At 42.9% G+C, this 15,378-nt stretch carries 11 protein-coding genes and 2 pseudogenes; 5 read left to right on the forward strand and 8 right to left on the reverse strand.

Translation table 11 applies throughout. The features are described from left to right. Positions 1-93: 93 nt before the first annotated feature. The 8 genes and pseudogenes from D0T87_RS22730 to mobA form a co-directional block, all read right to left on the reverse strand. Positions 94-3,360, reverse strand: a pseudogene (locus D0T87_RS22730) (N-6 DNA methylase); the annotation flags it as partial. Further along, entirely contained in the window at positions 3,347-3,793 is a 447-nt protein-coding gene (locus D0T87_RS22735; RefSeq protein WP_163178326.1) for a DUF1896 family protein, read from the reverse strand. The gene D0T87_RS22735 and the pseudogene D0T87_RS22730, both read right to left, overlap by 14 nt. Before the next feature lie 168 nt (positions 3,794-3,961). After that, positions 3,962-4,297 carry a hypothetical protein gene (locus D0T87_RS22740; RefSeq protein ID WP_163178328.1) on the reverse strand — a complete coding sequence of 112 codons (336 nt, stop codon included), beginning with the start codon at positions 4,295-4,297 and terminating at the stop codon, positions 3,962-3,964. Continuing rightward, a complete protein-coding gene (locus tag D0T87_RS22745; RefSeq protein ID WP_163178330.1) occupies positions 4,294-6,390 on the reverse strand; it encodes a type IA DNA topoisomerase in 2,097 nt (698 codons plus the stop codon). The genes D0T87_RS22740 and D0T87_RS22745 overlap by 4 nt, the downstream gene beginning before the upstream one ends. A gap of 29 nt (positions 6,391-6,419) precedes the next feature. Further along, positions 6,420-7,913, reverse strand: a complete 1,494-nt coding sequence (locus D0T87_RS22750) for a DUF3945 domain-containing protein (RefSeq protein WP_163178332.1) — start codon at positions 7,911-7,913, stop codon at positions 6,420-6,422. Positions 7,914-8,099: 186 nt separating this feature from the next. Further along, on the reverse strand, positions 8,100-10,109 hold the full coding sequence (gene mobC, locus D0T87_RS22755; RefSeq protein WP_163178334.1) for a conjugal transfer protein MobC: 2,010 nt from the start codon (positions 10,107-10,109) through the stop codon (positions 8,100-8,102). A 41-nt stretch (positions 10,110-10,150) separates the two neighbouring features. Then, entirely contained in the window at positions 10,151-11,401 is a 1,251-nt protein-coding gene (gene mobB / locus D0T87_RS22760) for a conjugal transfer protein MobB (protein ID WP_163178336.1), read from the reverse strand. Then, positions 11,386-11,823, reverse strand: a complete 438-nt coding sequence (gene mobA / locus D0T87_RS24320; protein WP_203558769.1) for a conjugal transfer protein MobA — start codon at positions 11,821-11,823, stop codon at positions 11,386-11,388. Before mobA ends, mobB begins: the two co-directional genes overlap by 16 nt. Before the next feature lie 713 nt (positions 11,824-12,536). On the opposite strand from mobA, the gene D0T87_RS22770 reads away from it, so the two are divergent. From D0T87_RS22770 to D0T87_RS22790, 5 genes and pseudogenes are all read left to right on the forward strand, one after another. After that, complete coding sequence (locus D0T87_RS22770; protein ID WP_163178338.1) at positions 12,537-13,289, forward strand: ParA family protein; 753 nt, start codon at positions 12,537-12,539, stop codon at positions 13,287-13,289. A gap of 7 nt (positions 13,290-13,296) precedes the next feature. Then, a complete protein-coding gene (locus D0T87_RS22775; RefSeq protein WP_163178340.1) occupies positions 13,297-13,761 on the forward strand; it encodes a DUF3408 domain-containing protein in 465 nt (154 codons plus the stop codon). 19 nt (positions 13,762-13,780) lie between these two features. Next, a complete protein-coding gene (locus tag D0T87_RS22780; RefSeq protein ID WP_163178341.1) occupies positions 13,781-14,242 on the forward strand; it encodes a DUF3408 domain-containing protein in 462 nt (153 codons plus the stop codon). A 2-nt stretch (positions 14,243-14,244) separates the two neighbouring features. Further along, entirely contained in the window at positions 14,245-14,994 is a 750-nt protein-coding gene (locus D0T87_RS22785) for a hypothetical protein (protein WP_163178343.1), read from the forward strand. Positions 14,995-15,162: 168 nt separating this feature from the next. Beyond that, positions 15,163-15,294 (forward strand): annotated as a pseudogene (locus D0T87_RS22790) (DUF4134 family protein); the annotation flags it as partial. Positions 15,295-15,378: the final 84 nt, after the last annotated feature.

The raw sequence follows: 15,378 nt of genomic DNA on the forward strand, positions 1-15,378 counted from the left end.
AATAAGGAGCATTATCAAAACTATTTATATTTATACTCTTGAAAATGAGCTGGATTTATAAAAAGTTTGGATAATGAGAAGGTTTGGATAACAGTTGTTGTTCTTCATTTCGTTGAAGATCTTCGCCCGTTTTGCAGGGGTAAAATCTTCTTTGCCCGGATACAGCACTTTGGCATTGGGGTAAGCCGTACAGAAAGTTTGGGCTATCTCATGCACATTGGCTTTAAGAGCCATAATGAGCGGTTTGTTTACCAATCCCAAACGTTTTTTCTCGTAGGCGCTTACACACATTATCAAAGTTTTACCACCACCCACCTCGTGATCCACAATCGAGCCACCGTTGAGCTTATCCATCCAGATAGCATCCTTTTGGCTCTTATAAAGGTCGGGAATACCCAAGCCTTTCAAATCAAGTCCGGGAAACTCTTGGTGGCTTCCATCATACTCCGGACGGACGAAACAATTAAACGTGCGGTTGTATTTATCTGCCAGTCGGTCTTTGAACTCCTGCGATTGTTCATTCAGCCATTCTACAAAACCGTTCCGTATCTCGTCAATCTTGGAGTTGGCAAGTTGGATTGATTCGGAATCACGCACTTTGACCTCTTTGATTTCCCCGTCAATCAACTTATTGACTTTCTTCGTAATATCGGGAGAGGTATTGTGTAAGGCGTGTTTCATCAGGGCGATACCGTCGAAAGTCCGGTTCGTTGATTTAACAGCGTACTGATCCCATATCTTGATATTTTTGCTGTCAGCTTTCAGGGTGTACTCATCACGGCTTTGTGCGTAATGTACCGATACGTTTGTATCAAACAAATGCGAAGCATACTTACTGTAAATACCTGACGGAATCCACCGTTCCCCGAAGTTAAAATCCAAATCCTCGAACGGTATCGGGCGTGGTATTGCTTCTTTGAGAGCCTTTAATGATTCTTTTGCCGCTTCGTTGTCGGGGTGGTTCTCTATATACTGCTCGACGTGTTCAGCTTTGGATATGACGTTACCGCTTATGAACTTGTCTTTAATTTCATAAGCCCCTATCATCGGATTGAAAAATACCTGCCCTTTCAATTCCTCCAGTATTTCCTCCGAAGTACCGCCTGTAAGCCCTGCCATATAATCAAGGTTTACTTGGGCATACTTGTTAAGCGAAGCGGTCAGGGCTTCCCGTGCATTATCCGCATGGGTTATCTCGTTCGGATTGAAAGCAACCGGTTGTTGGAAAATATCAGCTTTGACAGCTTTGCCGTTTACATAGCGTTCAAGGGAGAGAATTTCTGTTCCTCCGGCATCCATTTTAATAAGGCTTAGATTTTTCGCATCGTTTATATTTCCGAAACGACGGGTAAAATCATCGTAAAGCCTATTCAACATTTCACGCAAGGCGGGATTGGCTTCCAGCCTTGTTGCTTCGTTATTATACAGGTGGTGGTAAGTATCCCGTATTTCAATATAAAGGGATGCTTTCGCCTGCTGTGTTCCTGTGAGCTGAAGCGGATGGAACATCGGCTGAAATCCTTCTAAATCACGCAAATACCCAATACGATTATTTTCGTCTGTTACAAGCGAGCCTTCACGGTAATGGGACGGCATATCTTCCGCATTGTAGTAGGGTATCGGCTTCATACGTTCCTGCTGCTCCCGTTCGGCTTCTTCTTTCAGCCGTTCCAGTTGTTCCTCCCGACGGGCATCAAATACGGGATAGGCTGCCGCAGTTTCCTCTTGTAGCTTTTCCCGCTGCTGTGCGGCGTTATGTGCCATTTCTTCCCGCCAGTCCATAAAGGGAAGTTCTTTAACTTCCTCTTTTTTCACCTTGTTGCTTTTACGACGTTTAGGACGTTTGACCTGACTGCGTTCCTCTTGGGTAAAACCGAAAAGGTCATAGAGCGTAATTAAAGGTTGTTCTGTAACAGACTTCGGTTTCGCCTCCGGAGTCGGCTCTTTTTTAATGGCAGGGTCGTCCATATCGAAAAGCGTACCCGAATAATTTTGTTGTGGTTTGGGTGGTTCAGGTTTGCTTTCAATCGCAGGTTTTATCGTTTCGGATTGATTATTGCCGGGAAACCAGTCGTCTTCAATAGCCTGCCAAAATGGATCGAGTTCTTCCGTTTGCCAAAGGGGATTGAGGTCATTGGCATTTGATTCAAGTGTAGGTTTAATTTCTACGGCGGTTGTTACTTGTTGTTCCGGCGAGTTCTGTGCATGGGTTTGGTAACGCTGCAAATCCAAATGTTGGGAGAAATCTTCTTTCAACATTTGCCGTAGGTCTTTGGCAATACCCTCTACTCCGCCCTCGTGGGTAAAAACTATCGCAGGTTTGCCATAAGGGTCGGTATCAATTTTAGAACTGGTTTGTACAACCCTATCGAAATCACGGAACAGATTATTTATAGAAATACCGTTTGACAGCTTGCGGGATTCTATAAAATCCTGCTGCCTTTGGCTGGGAACTATGTTTTTATTGTTCCGTTGCAGGATTATCAGGTCGCTGCCTACATCAGTTCCGGCATGGTCGGAAAAGAGATTGTTCGGTAAACGGATAGTTGAAACCACATCGCAGGTGTTCATCAGGTATTCCCGTATCGGCTTGTTCTGTTCCGAATTGAGTACGCCCTGACTGGTTATAAAGGCGATTATCCCGCCCTCTCTGGCCGACATAACACTTTTTACAAAAAAGTAGTTGTGTATCGCCTGCGTCGATTGTTTGACGGCGGGTATTTCATGGTTGGACAATAGCGGATCGAATACCGAGACATCGCCAAATGGTATATTGGATGCAATCACATCAAAATACTGTGAGTAGCGTCCTTCCATTTTTTCGTAGCCCTCAATCCTTACTTTATCATCGGGATAAAGGTGTGAGAGGATTTTTCCAGTCAGCAGATCTTTTTCAAATCCGGTTACTTTGGCTTCAGGTGCAGTTTCTTTGAACGAAGAAATAAATGCTCCTGTTCCGGCACTGGGTTCTAAAAAGCGTGTCGGTGTTATACCACTATCTTTTAAAGCATCTGTCAACGCATCAATGACAGGCTTTGGTGTATAAAATGCGGTCAGGATAGAACTTTTCAGAGAACTGACATAGCGTTTGTAAACTTCCGGAGTGGGAGAACTTTCACGGAGTACCTCGTGAAGTTCCTGCACCAACGGAAAAAGCTCGACTTCGGATTTAGACCACCGCTGAATATCTTCGGGTTTGTTGGCAGGGTTAAGAATTGCCTTTATTCCTCCGAAACCTGAATATTTAGCGAGTATTTCCCGTTCTTCGGGTGTTGCCTGTCGTTGTTCCTTATCGAGCCTTAACGCTAACTTAATTGCATCAATGTTCTGACGCAAATGAGTTCGCTTATTGTAACTCATTTTCGAGCAATATCAGGATTGTGCCGACAAGCTCTGTATAGAGCGACTGGTACTCGGTCGTCTCGGCATAATCATCGTTCAGGTTGTATTTAGAAAATACTGCCTGACATTCGGGTAATAAATCTTTCGCCTTTGTTTGAGCTTCGCCCGGAGATACTTCGTCGAAGAACTCGTTCCAAAGTATTTCGACAATAATATTATAAGGAGAAAAGTGTAAGCCTTTGAATAGGGCTTCGTTTGCGATTTCGGCAGCCTGAATATGGTCTAAACCGCTTTTAATGGCTTCACTATATGCTTCGGCAGCCATATCTCCACGCCCTGCAATAAAGGAAAGGTCGTTTGCTTTGTCGGGGTGAGAATCTCGTAAGTAAGATAGTAGATTGAGCCGGAAATACGACATTTCCGCAGGCTCTAAAATTGAATTGTATTTCATACTATGAATTTTTTTGTGGTAATATTGTTGATATAGATATGCAAAAGGCACTGGGGTATCCCTCCCCAGTGCCACCACTAAAAAAATTCAATAGTACCTGATTTAACAATTTCTCATCAAACCTGTGGTGCGTATGAACTTTCTTAGTGGCAAAGATAGTGATTTATCTTATGATTCCATTTGGATATCAGAACATTCGACAGTACAGCTTCTAAGGCTGTGACTTACTCCGGTAACCTTAAAAGTTCCGGTCATTAAAACGGAATAGATTTTCTTCATTGCTTCGCTTTCAGAACAAGGCTTTTTATAATCTTTATTTTCAAGCCATTTCAAGATAAACTCTTCCGCAACGATTTCTTCGCCAATTCTTGGAATACACTGAAAATCGAAATTATGATCATCACAGAAATCCATAAAACTATCTAATAAGTCAGAGATTAGCTTTTCTTTCTCATTCTCCGATCTATCGTCATAACTAAAACTAATTGCAAGATTTACTTTCATGATTTTTTTCTCTTTTTAGAATTATCAAATTGAAATACCGTTTTATACTCCGCATCAAAAGCTACGACAGCATCGAAAGGCTTATTTTCTTTGCTCTTAAAACCTTTGATAGTTCCCGTTTTACCTTTGGTAAGCAGGTCTTTCAGTTGTCCGTCGGTCAGGTCTTTGCCTGACTTGTTCCGAAACACAGTCAATCCGCAGGCTTCGTTCTGACACTTGGCAACCTTCTGAAAGAAAACAACCTGACCGTTTTTGCATTTAGGACATGGGTAACTCTCTCGCTGATTACCACCGCCTTCGATTTTAGTTCCCAACAGTTCAGTCGTTATCTGTGCTGCATATATTTCAATTCCTTTGTGGAACGTATCAGCATCCATTTTCCCTTCTGCTATCTTGTTCAAAGCATTTTCCCATTCGCCCGTCATACTGATATCGGCAATTTTTTTATCACGAACAGCCAGATAAACGACCAATCCTTTATTGGTGGGGACAAGCGATTTCTTCTCGCGTACAATATATTCACGGGAGAACAGCGTTTCGATAATACTGGCACGGGTAGCAGGAGTTCCGATACCTGATTCTTTGATTGCTTCCCGTTCTTCCTCGTTGGTAAGGTCTTTACCGCAGGTTTCCATAGAAGAAAGCAGACTGCTTTCTGTGTGTAACGGTCGGGGCTTGGTTTGTTTCTCCAATAAGTCCGTTCCGTTAATGGGAAGGACATCGCCATTAGATAAAGACGGAAGTGCCGGAGCATCATCTTCGCCTTTTTCATCATCAGGTGCGTTCAATACGGCACGCCAACCGGGAATAAGGATAACACTACCTTTGACCGAAAACAAAACGCCCGAAGCATCCAAAGAAACACTTGTATTCTCTTTGGTACATTTACCCGAAAAGGCTTCCAACATTCGGGCAGCAATCATATCATATATGATACGCTGGTCGGCTGAAATATCGCCCGGCATATTTTCCGTAATAATCAGGGCATGGTGGTCGGTAACTTTTTTGTCGTTTACCGAACGCCTGTTCAGGCTTGCTCCTGACAATGTTTTTGCGTAACTGCCGAATGGAGCATAACCGGATAGCTGACTGATAAGGGCAGGTATCTCGGCAAAAACATCATCGGAAATATAGCGGCTTCCTGATCTCGGATAGGAAATGAGCTTCGCTTCATAAAGCGATTGTGCCACCGACAAAGTTTTATCTGCTGAAAAACTATGGCGGCTGTTCGCTTCTTTCTGCAAGGTGGTAAGGTCGTAGATTAAAGGCGGTTCCTGACTTCCTTGCTTTGTTTCTACGTTTACGACACTGACGGATTCTGACGAGCGGATACGCTCTAAGATTGTGTCTGCGTCCTGTTTCGTATTGTATCGTTCTGTGGAAATAGCGGAAAACTGGGTTGCATCTTTTGCTGTATGCAATTTTACCTGAAAATAGGTTTGCGGCTTGAACTCTTTGTTTTCGAGGTATCGGCTGCAAATCATGGCGAGTGTGGGTGTTTGTACACGACCTAACGACCATACCCCGTAGCCTGCCGATACCGAAAGGGCTTGTGAAGCATTTATTCCGACAACCCAATCGGCTTGGCTCCGGGCTTTTGCAGAAGCGTACAGGTTGTCGTATTCTTTTCCCGGACGTAGGTTCTCCAACCCTTTGCGGATAGCCTGATCCGTAAGGCTGCTTATCCAAAGACGGTCGAAAGGTTTGGAACATTCAAGATAATCAAATATATATCTAAAAATTAACTCCCCCTCACGTCCGGCATCGGTAGCAACCACGATACGCTCGCATTTGTTAAATAACTCTTTGATAACTTTTAGTTGCTTCATTGTGCCCGGATCGGGTTTATACTCTTTACCGTCTTTTACTTGACGAGGTAACAACTTAAATTCGGCAGGAAGTATCGGTAGGTTTTCTGCTTGAAAGCCTGTGATACCATAATCCTGCGGCATTGCTAATGTTATAAGGTGTCCAAACGCCCATGTAACGGCATATCCGCTACCTTCCAAATAACCGTCCTTGCGGTTACTCGCACCAACGATAGCCGCTATATCACGGGCTACCGATGGTTTTTCTGCAATTATTACTTTCATTTACTATCGGATTATTTTAGTGGTTGATATTACATTTTGTGTCCTGTGGATTTTTTCACAGGCTTTTTAACACCTTGCTGTTGTTTCTGTTCTTTGTTCTGATTCTCGGTAGGCTTTTGCTGACCTTGTTTCAGGGGTTCTTTTACATTCTTGGTTGCTTCATTGGTTTTGCCCTGCGAATTGACTGCTACCTGTGTCTTATTCCCTTCAGCAACTTTCACATCCGTACCTTGCTTCTTGGCTTTATCAGGATTCCATTTGAAAAAGTCGAGTTTGCCTTTTTCATTGTTTACCTTTACATACGCATTGAAAGGCTCGCCCTTTGCATCTTTCAGCATTCCTTGAACATAGACCGCTTTACCCTCACGGAGTGAGTTCTGCTGCTTTTCATCCAAATCAACGCCTAAGAGTTTTTTGGGAATACGGACTTGGTTCTGTTGTTCCCCGTTTTGGCTTTGTTCCTGCTTGGCGTTTTGTTGATACTTATTGCGGTCTAACCCCTCGTAGGAAAAATCGTAACCGCCTTTGGCAGCATTGAACTGAACGTAAGCATCAAATTTTCGGGGATTGTCTGTGCCGATTGTGTTTTTAGAGGTCATGCCCTCGACCAATACTTTCTTTCCCTCTTTGAGTGCCTGTTGCTGTTCGGGAGTTAGTTCCGTGCCTTTCAGGTTTTGAGAAACGGTAAGTTTATCAAGCGGTACGGCTTCCAAACGGTTGGTCAGTTTGTCAATGGAAATAAGCGACGGTACTTTTTCGCCTGGTCTTGGTTCCAGTTCGACCACACGACCACCGTTACCTGTCGCCAATAGGTTTTCCTTTACATCGTTCGGAAGCATAATACCCTGAAACGGTTTATCCAAATCTACCTGTTGTTGCTGTGGGTGCGGAACGAACTTCAAGCTACCGTCAGGCTGCTCTTCCAATAACAGGCGGGCTTTCATCGGATAGTCCACGCCCTCGATTTTTGGGTTAATATCCACGAGGTGCGGAGATTTGTACCCGTAACTCATGGCTTTGAGTTCGCCCTCTAAATTTTCGGGTTTAATACCGTATTTCTGATACTCGCTTTCAGGGATACGATTCGTGTCGAATTGCTTAAATTCCGTTTTCTGTTCGGTTGTTGCATCCATTTTTTCTTCTTTTTTTTCGGCTATTACTTCTTTTTCTTCTTTCTTGGTTGATTGCTCCTGTTCTTTATTCAGGTAATCTCTCGGATCAATACGAAACTTTTCCAATTCCTTATCACTAAGCGATAGAACTTTATCAAGCATATCAACTGTTACAGCATAGAATCCCGTATGAGAGGGGTTCTTTGCCTGATTAAAGAAGTTTTTGAAAAAGTTTTCGAGAGGGTCGGCGTGTTTGTCGATTTTGATAAAATCGGTCTGTTTCGCCTTCATGGGATCAATGGCATCAATCTTTCCTTTCTTGTCAATGCCTTTCACTACTTTGAGTTTGTTGCCTTCTCCTTCATCTCGCATCAGGAGAACCTTGTCTTTCGGATTTAATTTTTCATCCATGATTAAACTGTTTTTTGTTCTGCATCACTATTAATGCAGAATAAAAGTAGCGGTAATAAGCAGGCTGACAGTTGCTTTTTGAGTAGGTGGCAGCAAGTGGCTCCGGTATGGCAGTATGTGGCGTTGTGGAACAAAAAAATAAAGAGCCGAAAAAATCCGGCTCTCTTATATTATATATGTATAGGGTTATTCCTGTTGCTGCAACAAATGAGCCAATGCCGGATCGTTCTTTATTCTTTCCAGTTCGTCTGCGACTATCTGTTTAGTTTCTTCTTTGATACGGTTGTAATTAAGTTGAATTTGCTCTTTCATTCTATCTACTCCGTTTTCGTCTGTAAAATCGGTAATAACAGGGATAGATTGATATGCTTTTGTTTCGGTAGCTACTTTCGCATTATCCACTACTATTTCACAATGGAATATTTTCTGCTCGATACGTTCATCGAAATTATCGGCAATCGCGCCGACGAACATTCCTTGTGTAAGATTGGAAATTTTTGAGGGTGGTATCAAACTATCCATTTGGGTGCTGATAGAGGTTGATTTATCGTTGCGGTTAATAGTCATGGATTGGCGTTTCTGCAATACTTTCCCAAAACGGTCGGAAAGCGTTTTTGCCGTATCTCCCACAACCTGACCGGAGAAAATATTACCGACGGTGTTCATCACGACTTTTGCTTCCTTGTCGCCGTAATCTCTTGTTAATTGGCTGAAATCTTGAAACCCTAAAAGCACTGCAACTTTATTACTACGGGCAGTCGCTATCAGGTTATCCAATCCTTTGAAGTAAATTGTGGGCAGCTCGTCAATGACTACCGAACTTTTCAGTTGTCCCTTTTTATTTATGAGTTTCACGATACGGGAGTTGTAAAGTCCCAATGCCGCACCGTAAATGTTCTGTCTGTCGGGATTGTTACCGACAACCAACACTTTCGGATCATCAGGATTGTTTATATCAAGCGTAAACTCATCGCCACTCATAACCCAGTACAACTGGGGCGAAATCATACGGGATAACGGAATTTTCGCACTTGCTATCTGTCCCATTAACTGGTCGGCAGCACCACCCAACCATGCGTCCATAAAGGGAGAAAGGTAGTTTTCAAGTTCGGGATATGAAGTGAGAATAGGAAAAATATCTTCGTAGCGTTTATTCAGGAACTCTATCGCATGAGGGAACGTACAATATTTTCCGTCCTTATATATTCTAAGATACCAAATGATTGAAGCAAACAAAATAATCGGAGATTCTACAAAGAAGTCGCCCTGCTTCTGCACCCACGTTTTATTGAGGTTGAGCATAATCGTGTAACTCGATTCGTATGCGTCCGAAATATCTTCCATGAAAGACGGATTGATAGGATTGCAACGGTGCGAACGGCTCGGATCGTCGAAGTTAATCACATAGAAAGTCGGCACTTTTTTGTAGCCTAATTGATTGTTTAATAAATGGTTATAAGCGATTGTAGAAAGGTCTGGAAACTTGAAGTCGTAAATGTACATTGAGTAACCTTTTTCGATTTGCTGTTTGATAAATTGATTTACAACTGCATAGCTTTTGCCGCTCCCCGGGCTTCCTAAAACGATACAGGCTCTCTGCGGGTTTACAACGTTGATGAAACCATTGTGCCACTTCTTTTTATAATAGAAACGTGTTCGTAGATTTATCGAATATTCGTTCTCGATAAGCCGTGTTTCCTGCATGAACGATTCATTTTCCGTATTAAAAACATCGTCGAACATATTGTTTTTGAGCAAACGGCTCATCCATAATCCACCGACCAACAAAAACAGATAACCTGCTGCCATTGTGAGGATATAAAAACCTGTTGTCGCTGCTGCGGGTAATGGCAAATCTAGAATCCACCAGTTCATAAAGAACAGGATAAAACCGATTGCCAGAAAAACATAGATTTTTGGCCAAGTGATTTTTTCCTCTTTCACGCCCTTAGTCCCCAAACACGAAAGGGCAAGGAAAACGACGGCAAATAGTTTTGTGTACAAAATGTTGCCGAATAATCCGGCAGTCCGGTCAAAGTTCAGTAGTATCTTATCAACTACTCCTATATTGATTCCCCATTCCCGCAGAGCGAAATAGCAGAACCAATAAATGTTTATCACTACGAAAATTATGCTGATTGCCCGCATAAATTCCATGACTTTGGCAAGCCCTCTTAAATCATCTTCTTGTTGCATTTTCTTGAAAATTAAAATGTTAATAAATCAATAATACTCTCTTACATCTGCCTGCCATACCTGCGTTTTTTCTTTTTCTTACGGCGTGGTAATGGCATTTCATCTTTGGGATGGTTCTCCGGTTCAGGAGAAAGGATTGAGAAAATTCCACCCAGACCATTGTCCGCACTGTGGTTATTCTCTTGTTGTGCATTTGCTTTGTAAACATCGGAAAGGTTGGTGGTTTGTATCGGCTCTTGTATTTGTTCCTGCTTTCCTCCGTACAAGTCGTTGAATACATTGGCTGAATACTCCTTGCCCAATCGTGAGCCATTCAGAACGGTACGGGTTGTATGGTCGATAAAAGTTGCACCGTAAATTCGCCCTTCATCATTCCGCCTGAACAGAACATCAATACCCTGCTGCCTTAGCTTCGCTCGGAACTCACTCTCGCTTTGGCTGCCCTGCTTGGCTTCCGATACCGCTTTCAGCGTATGTGTTTTCAGGTTCTTGGTTTTAATGCGTTCGGCTGATTTTGCCATACGTTTTTCCAATCCGTCATAACCGACCGACTTCCCGAATATGGAAGACTTCAGCGGATTACCGACCTTGTTGCCCTTGCTGTCCATTGCCGAATACAGCAATCCCCGATAAGGCTTTCCCTTTACTTCGCCTTTCAGTTCCTCTACATTTATATTATATAAGGAGAGAACCGCTTTGTATTCTCCCATACTTTGAAAATGGTACATGGATGCCAACGGTTTGATAACCGCAGCAATCTGTTTTTTCAAATCGCCTTTTGAAACATCGACAGGAGTAAGTTCCCATTGTTCGGAACATTTTTGCCCCTCCGCAGGGTTCAGGTTGTATTTACGTTCCAAGTGTTCGGTTATTTCCTTGCTTCGTTCATGCTCTTTGTAACTGTCGATTTTCTTTCCCTTGCTATCCACCCGGAGCGATACGATATGCAGGTGTTCCCGACCAATGTCCTCATGCTTGAAAATAAGATAAGGCTGATTACCATATCCCAGTTTCTCCATGTACTCCCGCCCGATGTCCGCCAGTTGATCGTCTGTCAGGCGGTCATCAGGATGCGGGTTTAACGATACATGGAAAACAGGTTTTTCGGTACGGAAGTGAGCCGGGACAAACTGCATAAAATCCTCCATACATTCCAACACATTGAATTGACCATCGGCAGGTTCAAAAACAAGATTGCTTCCCAGTATCTTTCCCAAACCTTCGTCCACTTTCTCCTGATTGTATGCCAATGCACCGTACAGGTTGCTTCCGATATTTATTTTTGCAACCATTTTTCCTTAAATTCTTCTGATAATTCCAGAATTTTCTTCCCGATTTCAACCAGTTCAATGGTCGCTTTCTCTAATTTGTAGAGTAAAGCGAGTGCTTTTTTTTCTGAAAAATTACTGTGCAATTCCTTTACAACTTGGTTGTAATTCGTTCCAACGGAACGGAATTGTGCATAAAAAGAAGTGAGTTTGGTAACATATTCCATAGCGGAACGGTCGATTTTTACCACACGAAACTCATCCCCGAATACACGGGCAGCGATAAAACGTGCCATAGATTGTAGCCCTGATTGCTCAAACATGGTGAGAAACCGGGCGTGTTCGACAGCCGTGAAGTTTACCGAATAACGGTAAGCAGCCGGATCATTCTTGGGGGAACGTCCCCCTTTTCCCCGTTTCGGGGAGTTCTTAGCATTTTCATTCATACGTCGGATTTTTTTAGTGGTACAATCCGTCGTTCCGGCATCCGCCGCCAATCAATCATTGCCCGAAATGATTCCATCAGCAACCCGACTTCGGAGGGTTTGCGTCCCCCTTGTGGGGCAAGCATTTTTTGCAGCAAAACGGTTTCCGTGCAGCAAAAAATACAGCTTGCTATTTGCCATGTCGCAAATAAAATCTGTCCTGAACAGGGACAGATATGAAAGCGAGGTAACGAGCGAAAATGGCGGTCGGACACCTCCCGACGTTTCATGCTGCAAAGTTACAGGCTAAAGTAACGTGCTGTATTATAAGCATCGAAGCCACTTGCTGCCATACCGAAGCCACTTGCTGCCACCTCGTGAAAAAGTAGTGTGCGGGATAAATTTTAGGTTTTTATTTGCAGAGGAAAACGGCTGTATGTACAGACAGACGGACAGTTAAAAGAATAGCTGTACAAATATAAAAACATACAGTCGGCTATATGGAGATACAGCCAAACGAATGACTGAATAAACAAATGACTGGCTAAACGGCTAAACGTTCCAACGGCTAAACAGACGGACGGACAAACAGCCAAATAGCCCAACGGTCAAACAAACGGATGTGCGGACAGATAGACGGATAGACAAATAATCAAACGAATGGCTAAACAGACAGATAGTTGTTTAGCCGGACAGAAATACAAACGATGTACAATAATTAAAAAATTCAGACAATGAAAAAGAAAACTTTGAACGTGGCTTTTAGCACCCAAAAGGGTGGAGCCGGAAAAACAACCCTGACTGTGTTGGTAGCTTCTTATCTGCATTATGTGAAAGGCTATAATGTGGCCGTGATTGACTGCGACTTTCCGCAACACTCAATCGCGGAAATGCGAGAGCGTGATATAAAAATGTCGATGGAAGACGATCATTACAAGCTCATGGCTTACGAGCAATTTTCCGCACTGGGGAAAAAGGCTTATGAAGTTATCGAAAGCAGTCCTGAAAACGCAATGGAAGATGCGCAGGATGTAATAGAAGAATTGAAGCCTGACTTCGTATTCTTCGACCTGCCGGGAACTATCAACAATCCGGCAGTGGTACACACGCTTTCTCTTATGGACTACATTATTGCTCCGATAAGTGCCGACCGACTGGTACTGGAAAGTACCCTGCAATATGTAATTACGGTCAATGATGCCCTGATTACGCCCGGCAAAGCGAAAATCAAGGGGCTGTTTCTACTTTGGAATCTCGTCGATGGACGAGAGAAAACCGAACTCTACGAAGTGTATGAGGATGTGATTGACAAACTGGGTTTCCCGCTTTTCAAAACATTCCTTCCCGACAGTAAGCGATTCCGTCGTGAACAATCGGTAAACCACAAAGCCCTGTTCCGATCTACGCTGTTCCCTGCGGATAAAGCACTGGTAAGGGGCAGTAACCTCGATACCCTGATAGATGAAATGTTGGAAACCCTAAAATAATCAAGTCATGGCTAAAAAGAAAGAAGACGTGAACCTGAATGAGATTGATGCAAGTTTTGTCATATCCTCATTCAAAAACAAGGAACGGCGGAACAATCCGAGTTCCATACCCAGAGCATTAGTTCCTGAATATGAAAAGAAGCCGGAACAGAATACAGAACCTGAAGAAACGGTACAACCCGTTGCAACTGTTCAGGAAGAAACTCCTCGTGAAGAGACGAAGCGCAAGCGGAGTAAATCGCCTGACTACGAAAGCCTGTTCATTCAGGAGGTTGGAATTACGGCACGTACCGGAAAATCTGTTTACATCCGCAAAGAACATCACGAAAAGATAATGAAGATTGTTCAGGTTATCGGTAAGAATCAAGTGTCTTTGTTCAGCTACATCGACAATGTGCTTACCCAACATTTCGCCACTTATCAGGATGAAATAACCGAACTATACAATAAGAATAACGGAAGTATTTTTTAACCCATAAAAAAACAAGAGTATGATACCCAATCCGATTTTTTTCAATGACAATACGATAATGATAGGTCTTATCGTATGCTGCCTTGTCGTGCTTGCAGTGGTAATGATACCCAAAGCAATGCGCCACAGAAAACGAGTAAGAGAAAGCAAGTGTGAAGAAACTGTTCAGGAAGAAGAACAGGAAGTACAAATGATCGTTGTCCCAAACGAAGAAACGGTTCTTGAACAATCTATGATTGACTATAAAAAACGGTTTCTTGTAAATGCAAACATCCCGACAAGAAACGGGAAACAGGTCGGTATCCGCAAAAAATACCATAGTCGGATTTCAAAGATTGTAAAGGTTATAGGGGAAAATGAAGTAACCATATTCAGTTATATCGACAATGTACTGAAACATCACTTTGAAACTTTTCAGGACGATATTTCAGAACTGTATAAGAAGAATTGCGACGATGACTACCTAATCCCCAAGAAATAAAAATGGAAAAGATATTTGTAACCATAGTTGTACTGTATGCCCTCTTTGTCGGAATTTATCTCCTGTATTTAAGAGCAGGGAAAAGACGAAAAAAGAACATTGTCGGTCAAGGTTCTTCAATCCAAGAAACAGGAAAACTTAAAGCCGATATAGTTGGAAAAAGCCGATTTGATTTAAGTGCATCGAAGCCACTTGCTGCCATACCGGAGCCATACACTGCCACTTCGCCAAAATCCGAAAATCAGGTAGAAAATCCTGATACATTTGCTCTGTCTAACGAGGTAAAATCGTCAGCAGAAGTGCCGCCGGAAGAACTGGACGAAGCGTTTTCCGATACTCCGCCCGACGAAGATAACGAACCAATGGATATAGATTATCCCCTTGAATATGAACAGACGGAAGTAAACGAGGATGAGCCGGAAGACGAGGAAGAAGAAGTCGAAGGCACGGCACAAGCCGCACTTGCTTTAGGTGTTCAGTTCGATGATTTGGGAAATATGGTTCGCACGGTAAACCGTAAGGATGATGCCACCCCCGAACAAAAGCAAAAAGCGGGTGATACCCTGTTGGAAATACGGCAGACTGATATGTTTGAACAGGTGGTTTCAGGTAAACCCGATGCAAAGCGAATCGTTACCGACCTTATAGCGGAGAGCCTTTCGGCTTTCTATGAACGAAAAGACAAGGAAGCCGGGACAGCTGGAAACGGAAAGAAAGCTCCCGATACTTTTAATATCAGGGATTTTGCATAAGTGAGTATTAATAATGTAAAAACAAAGAAAGATGAAAGAAAGAGATTATGGTTAGCATCTGTAAGGCTACAACTAAAAGGTCTATGACCTACCACTAAAAAAATTCAATAGTAACAACCTGGTGAGCGGGACTATCCACCCCGCTTACCATTTTAACAATTTCTCAATATGACAAAGAAAAAAATTCTTATGTCGGCAGCCTTTGTCTTGGCTGCTGTTTCAAGTGTATTCGCACAAGGTAATGGTGTTGGTGGTATCACAGAAGCCACTAATATGGTGACAAGTTATTTCGATCCGGGGGTGTGACACGAAAAGTCGTGTAAGTGATTGTGTGACTATAGTTTAAACTATTGATTACACCTGCAATTCCGTTTGCAGTAGTCT

The organism is Bacteroides sp. 51 (genome assembly GCF_010500965.1).
Classification (GTDB): domain Bacteria; phylum Bacteroidota; class Bacteroidia; order Bacteroidales; family Bacteroidaceae; genus Bacteroides.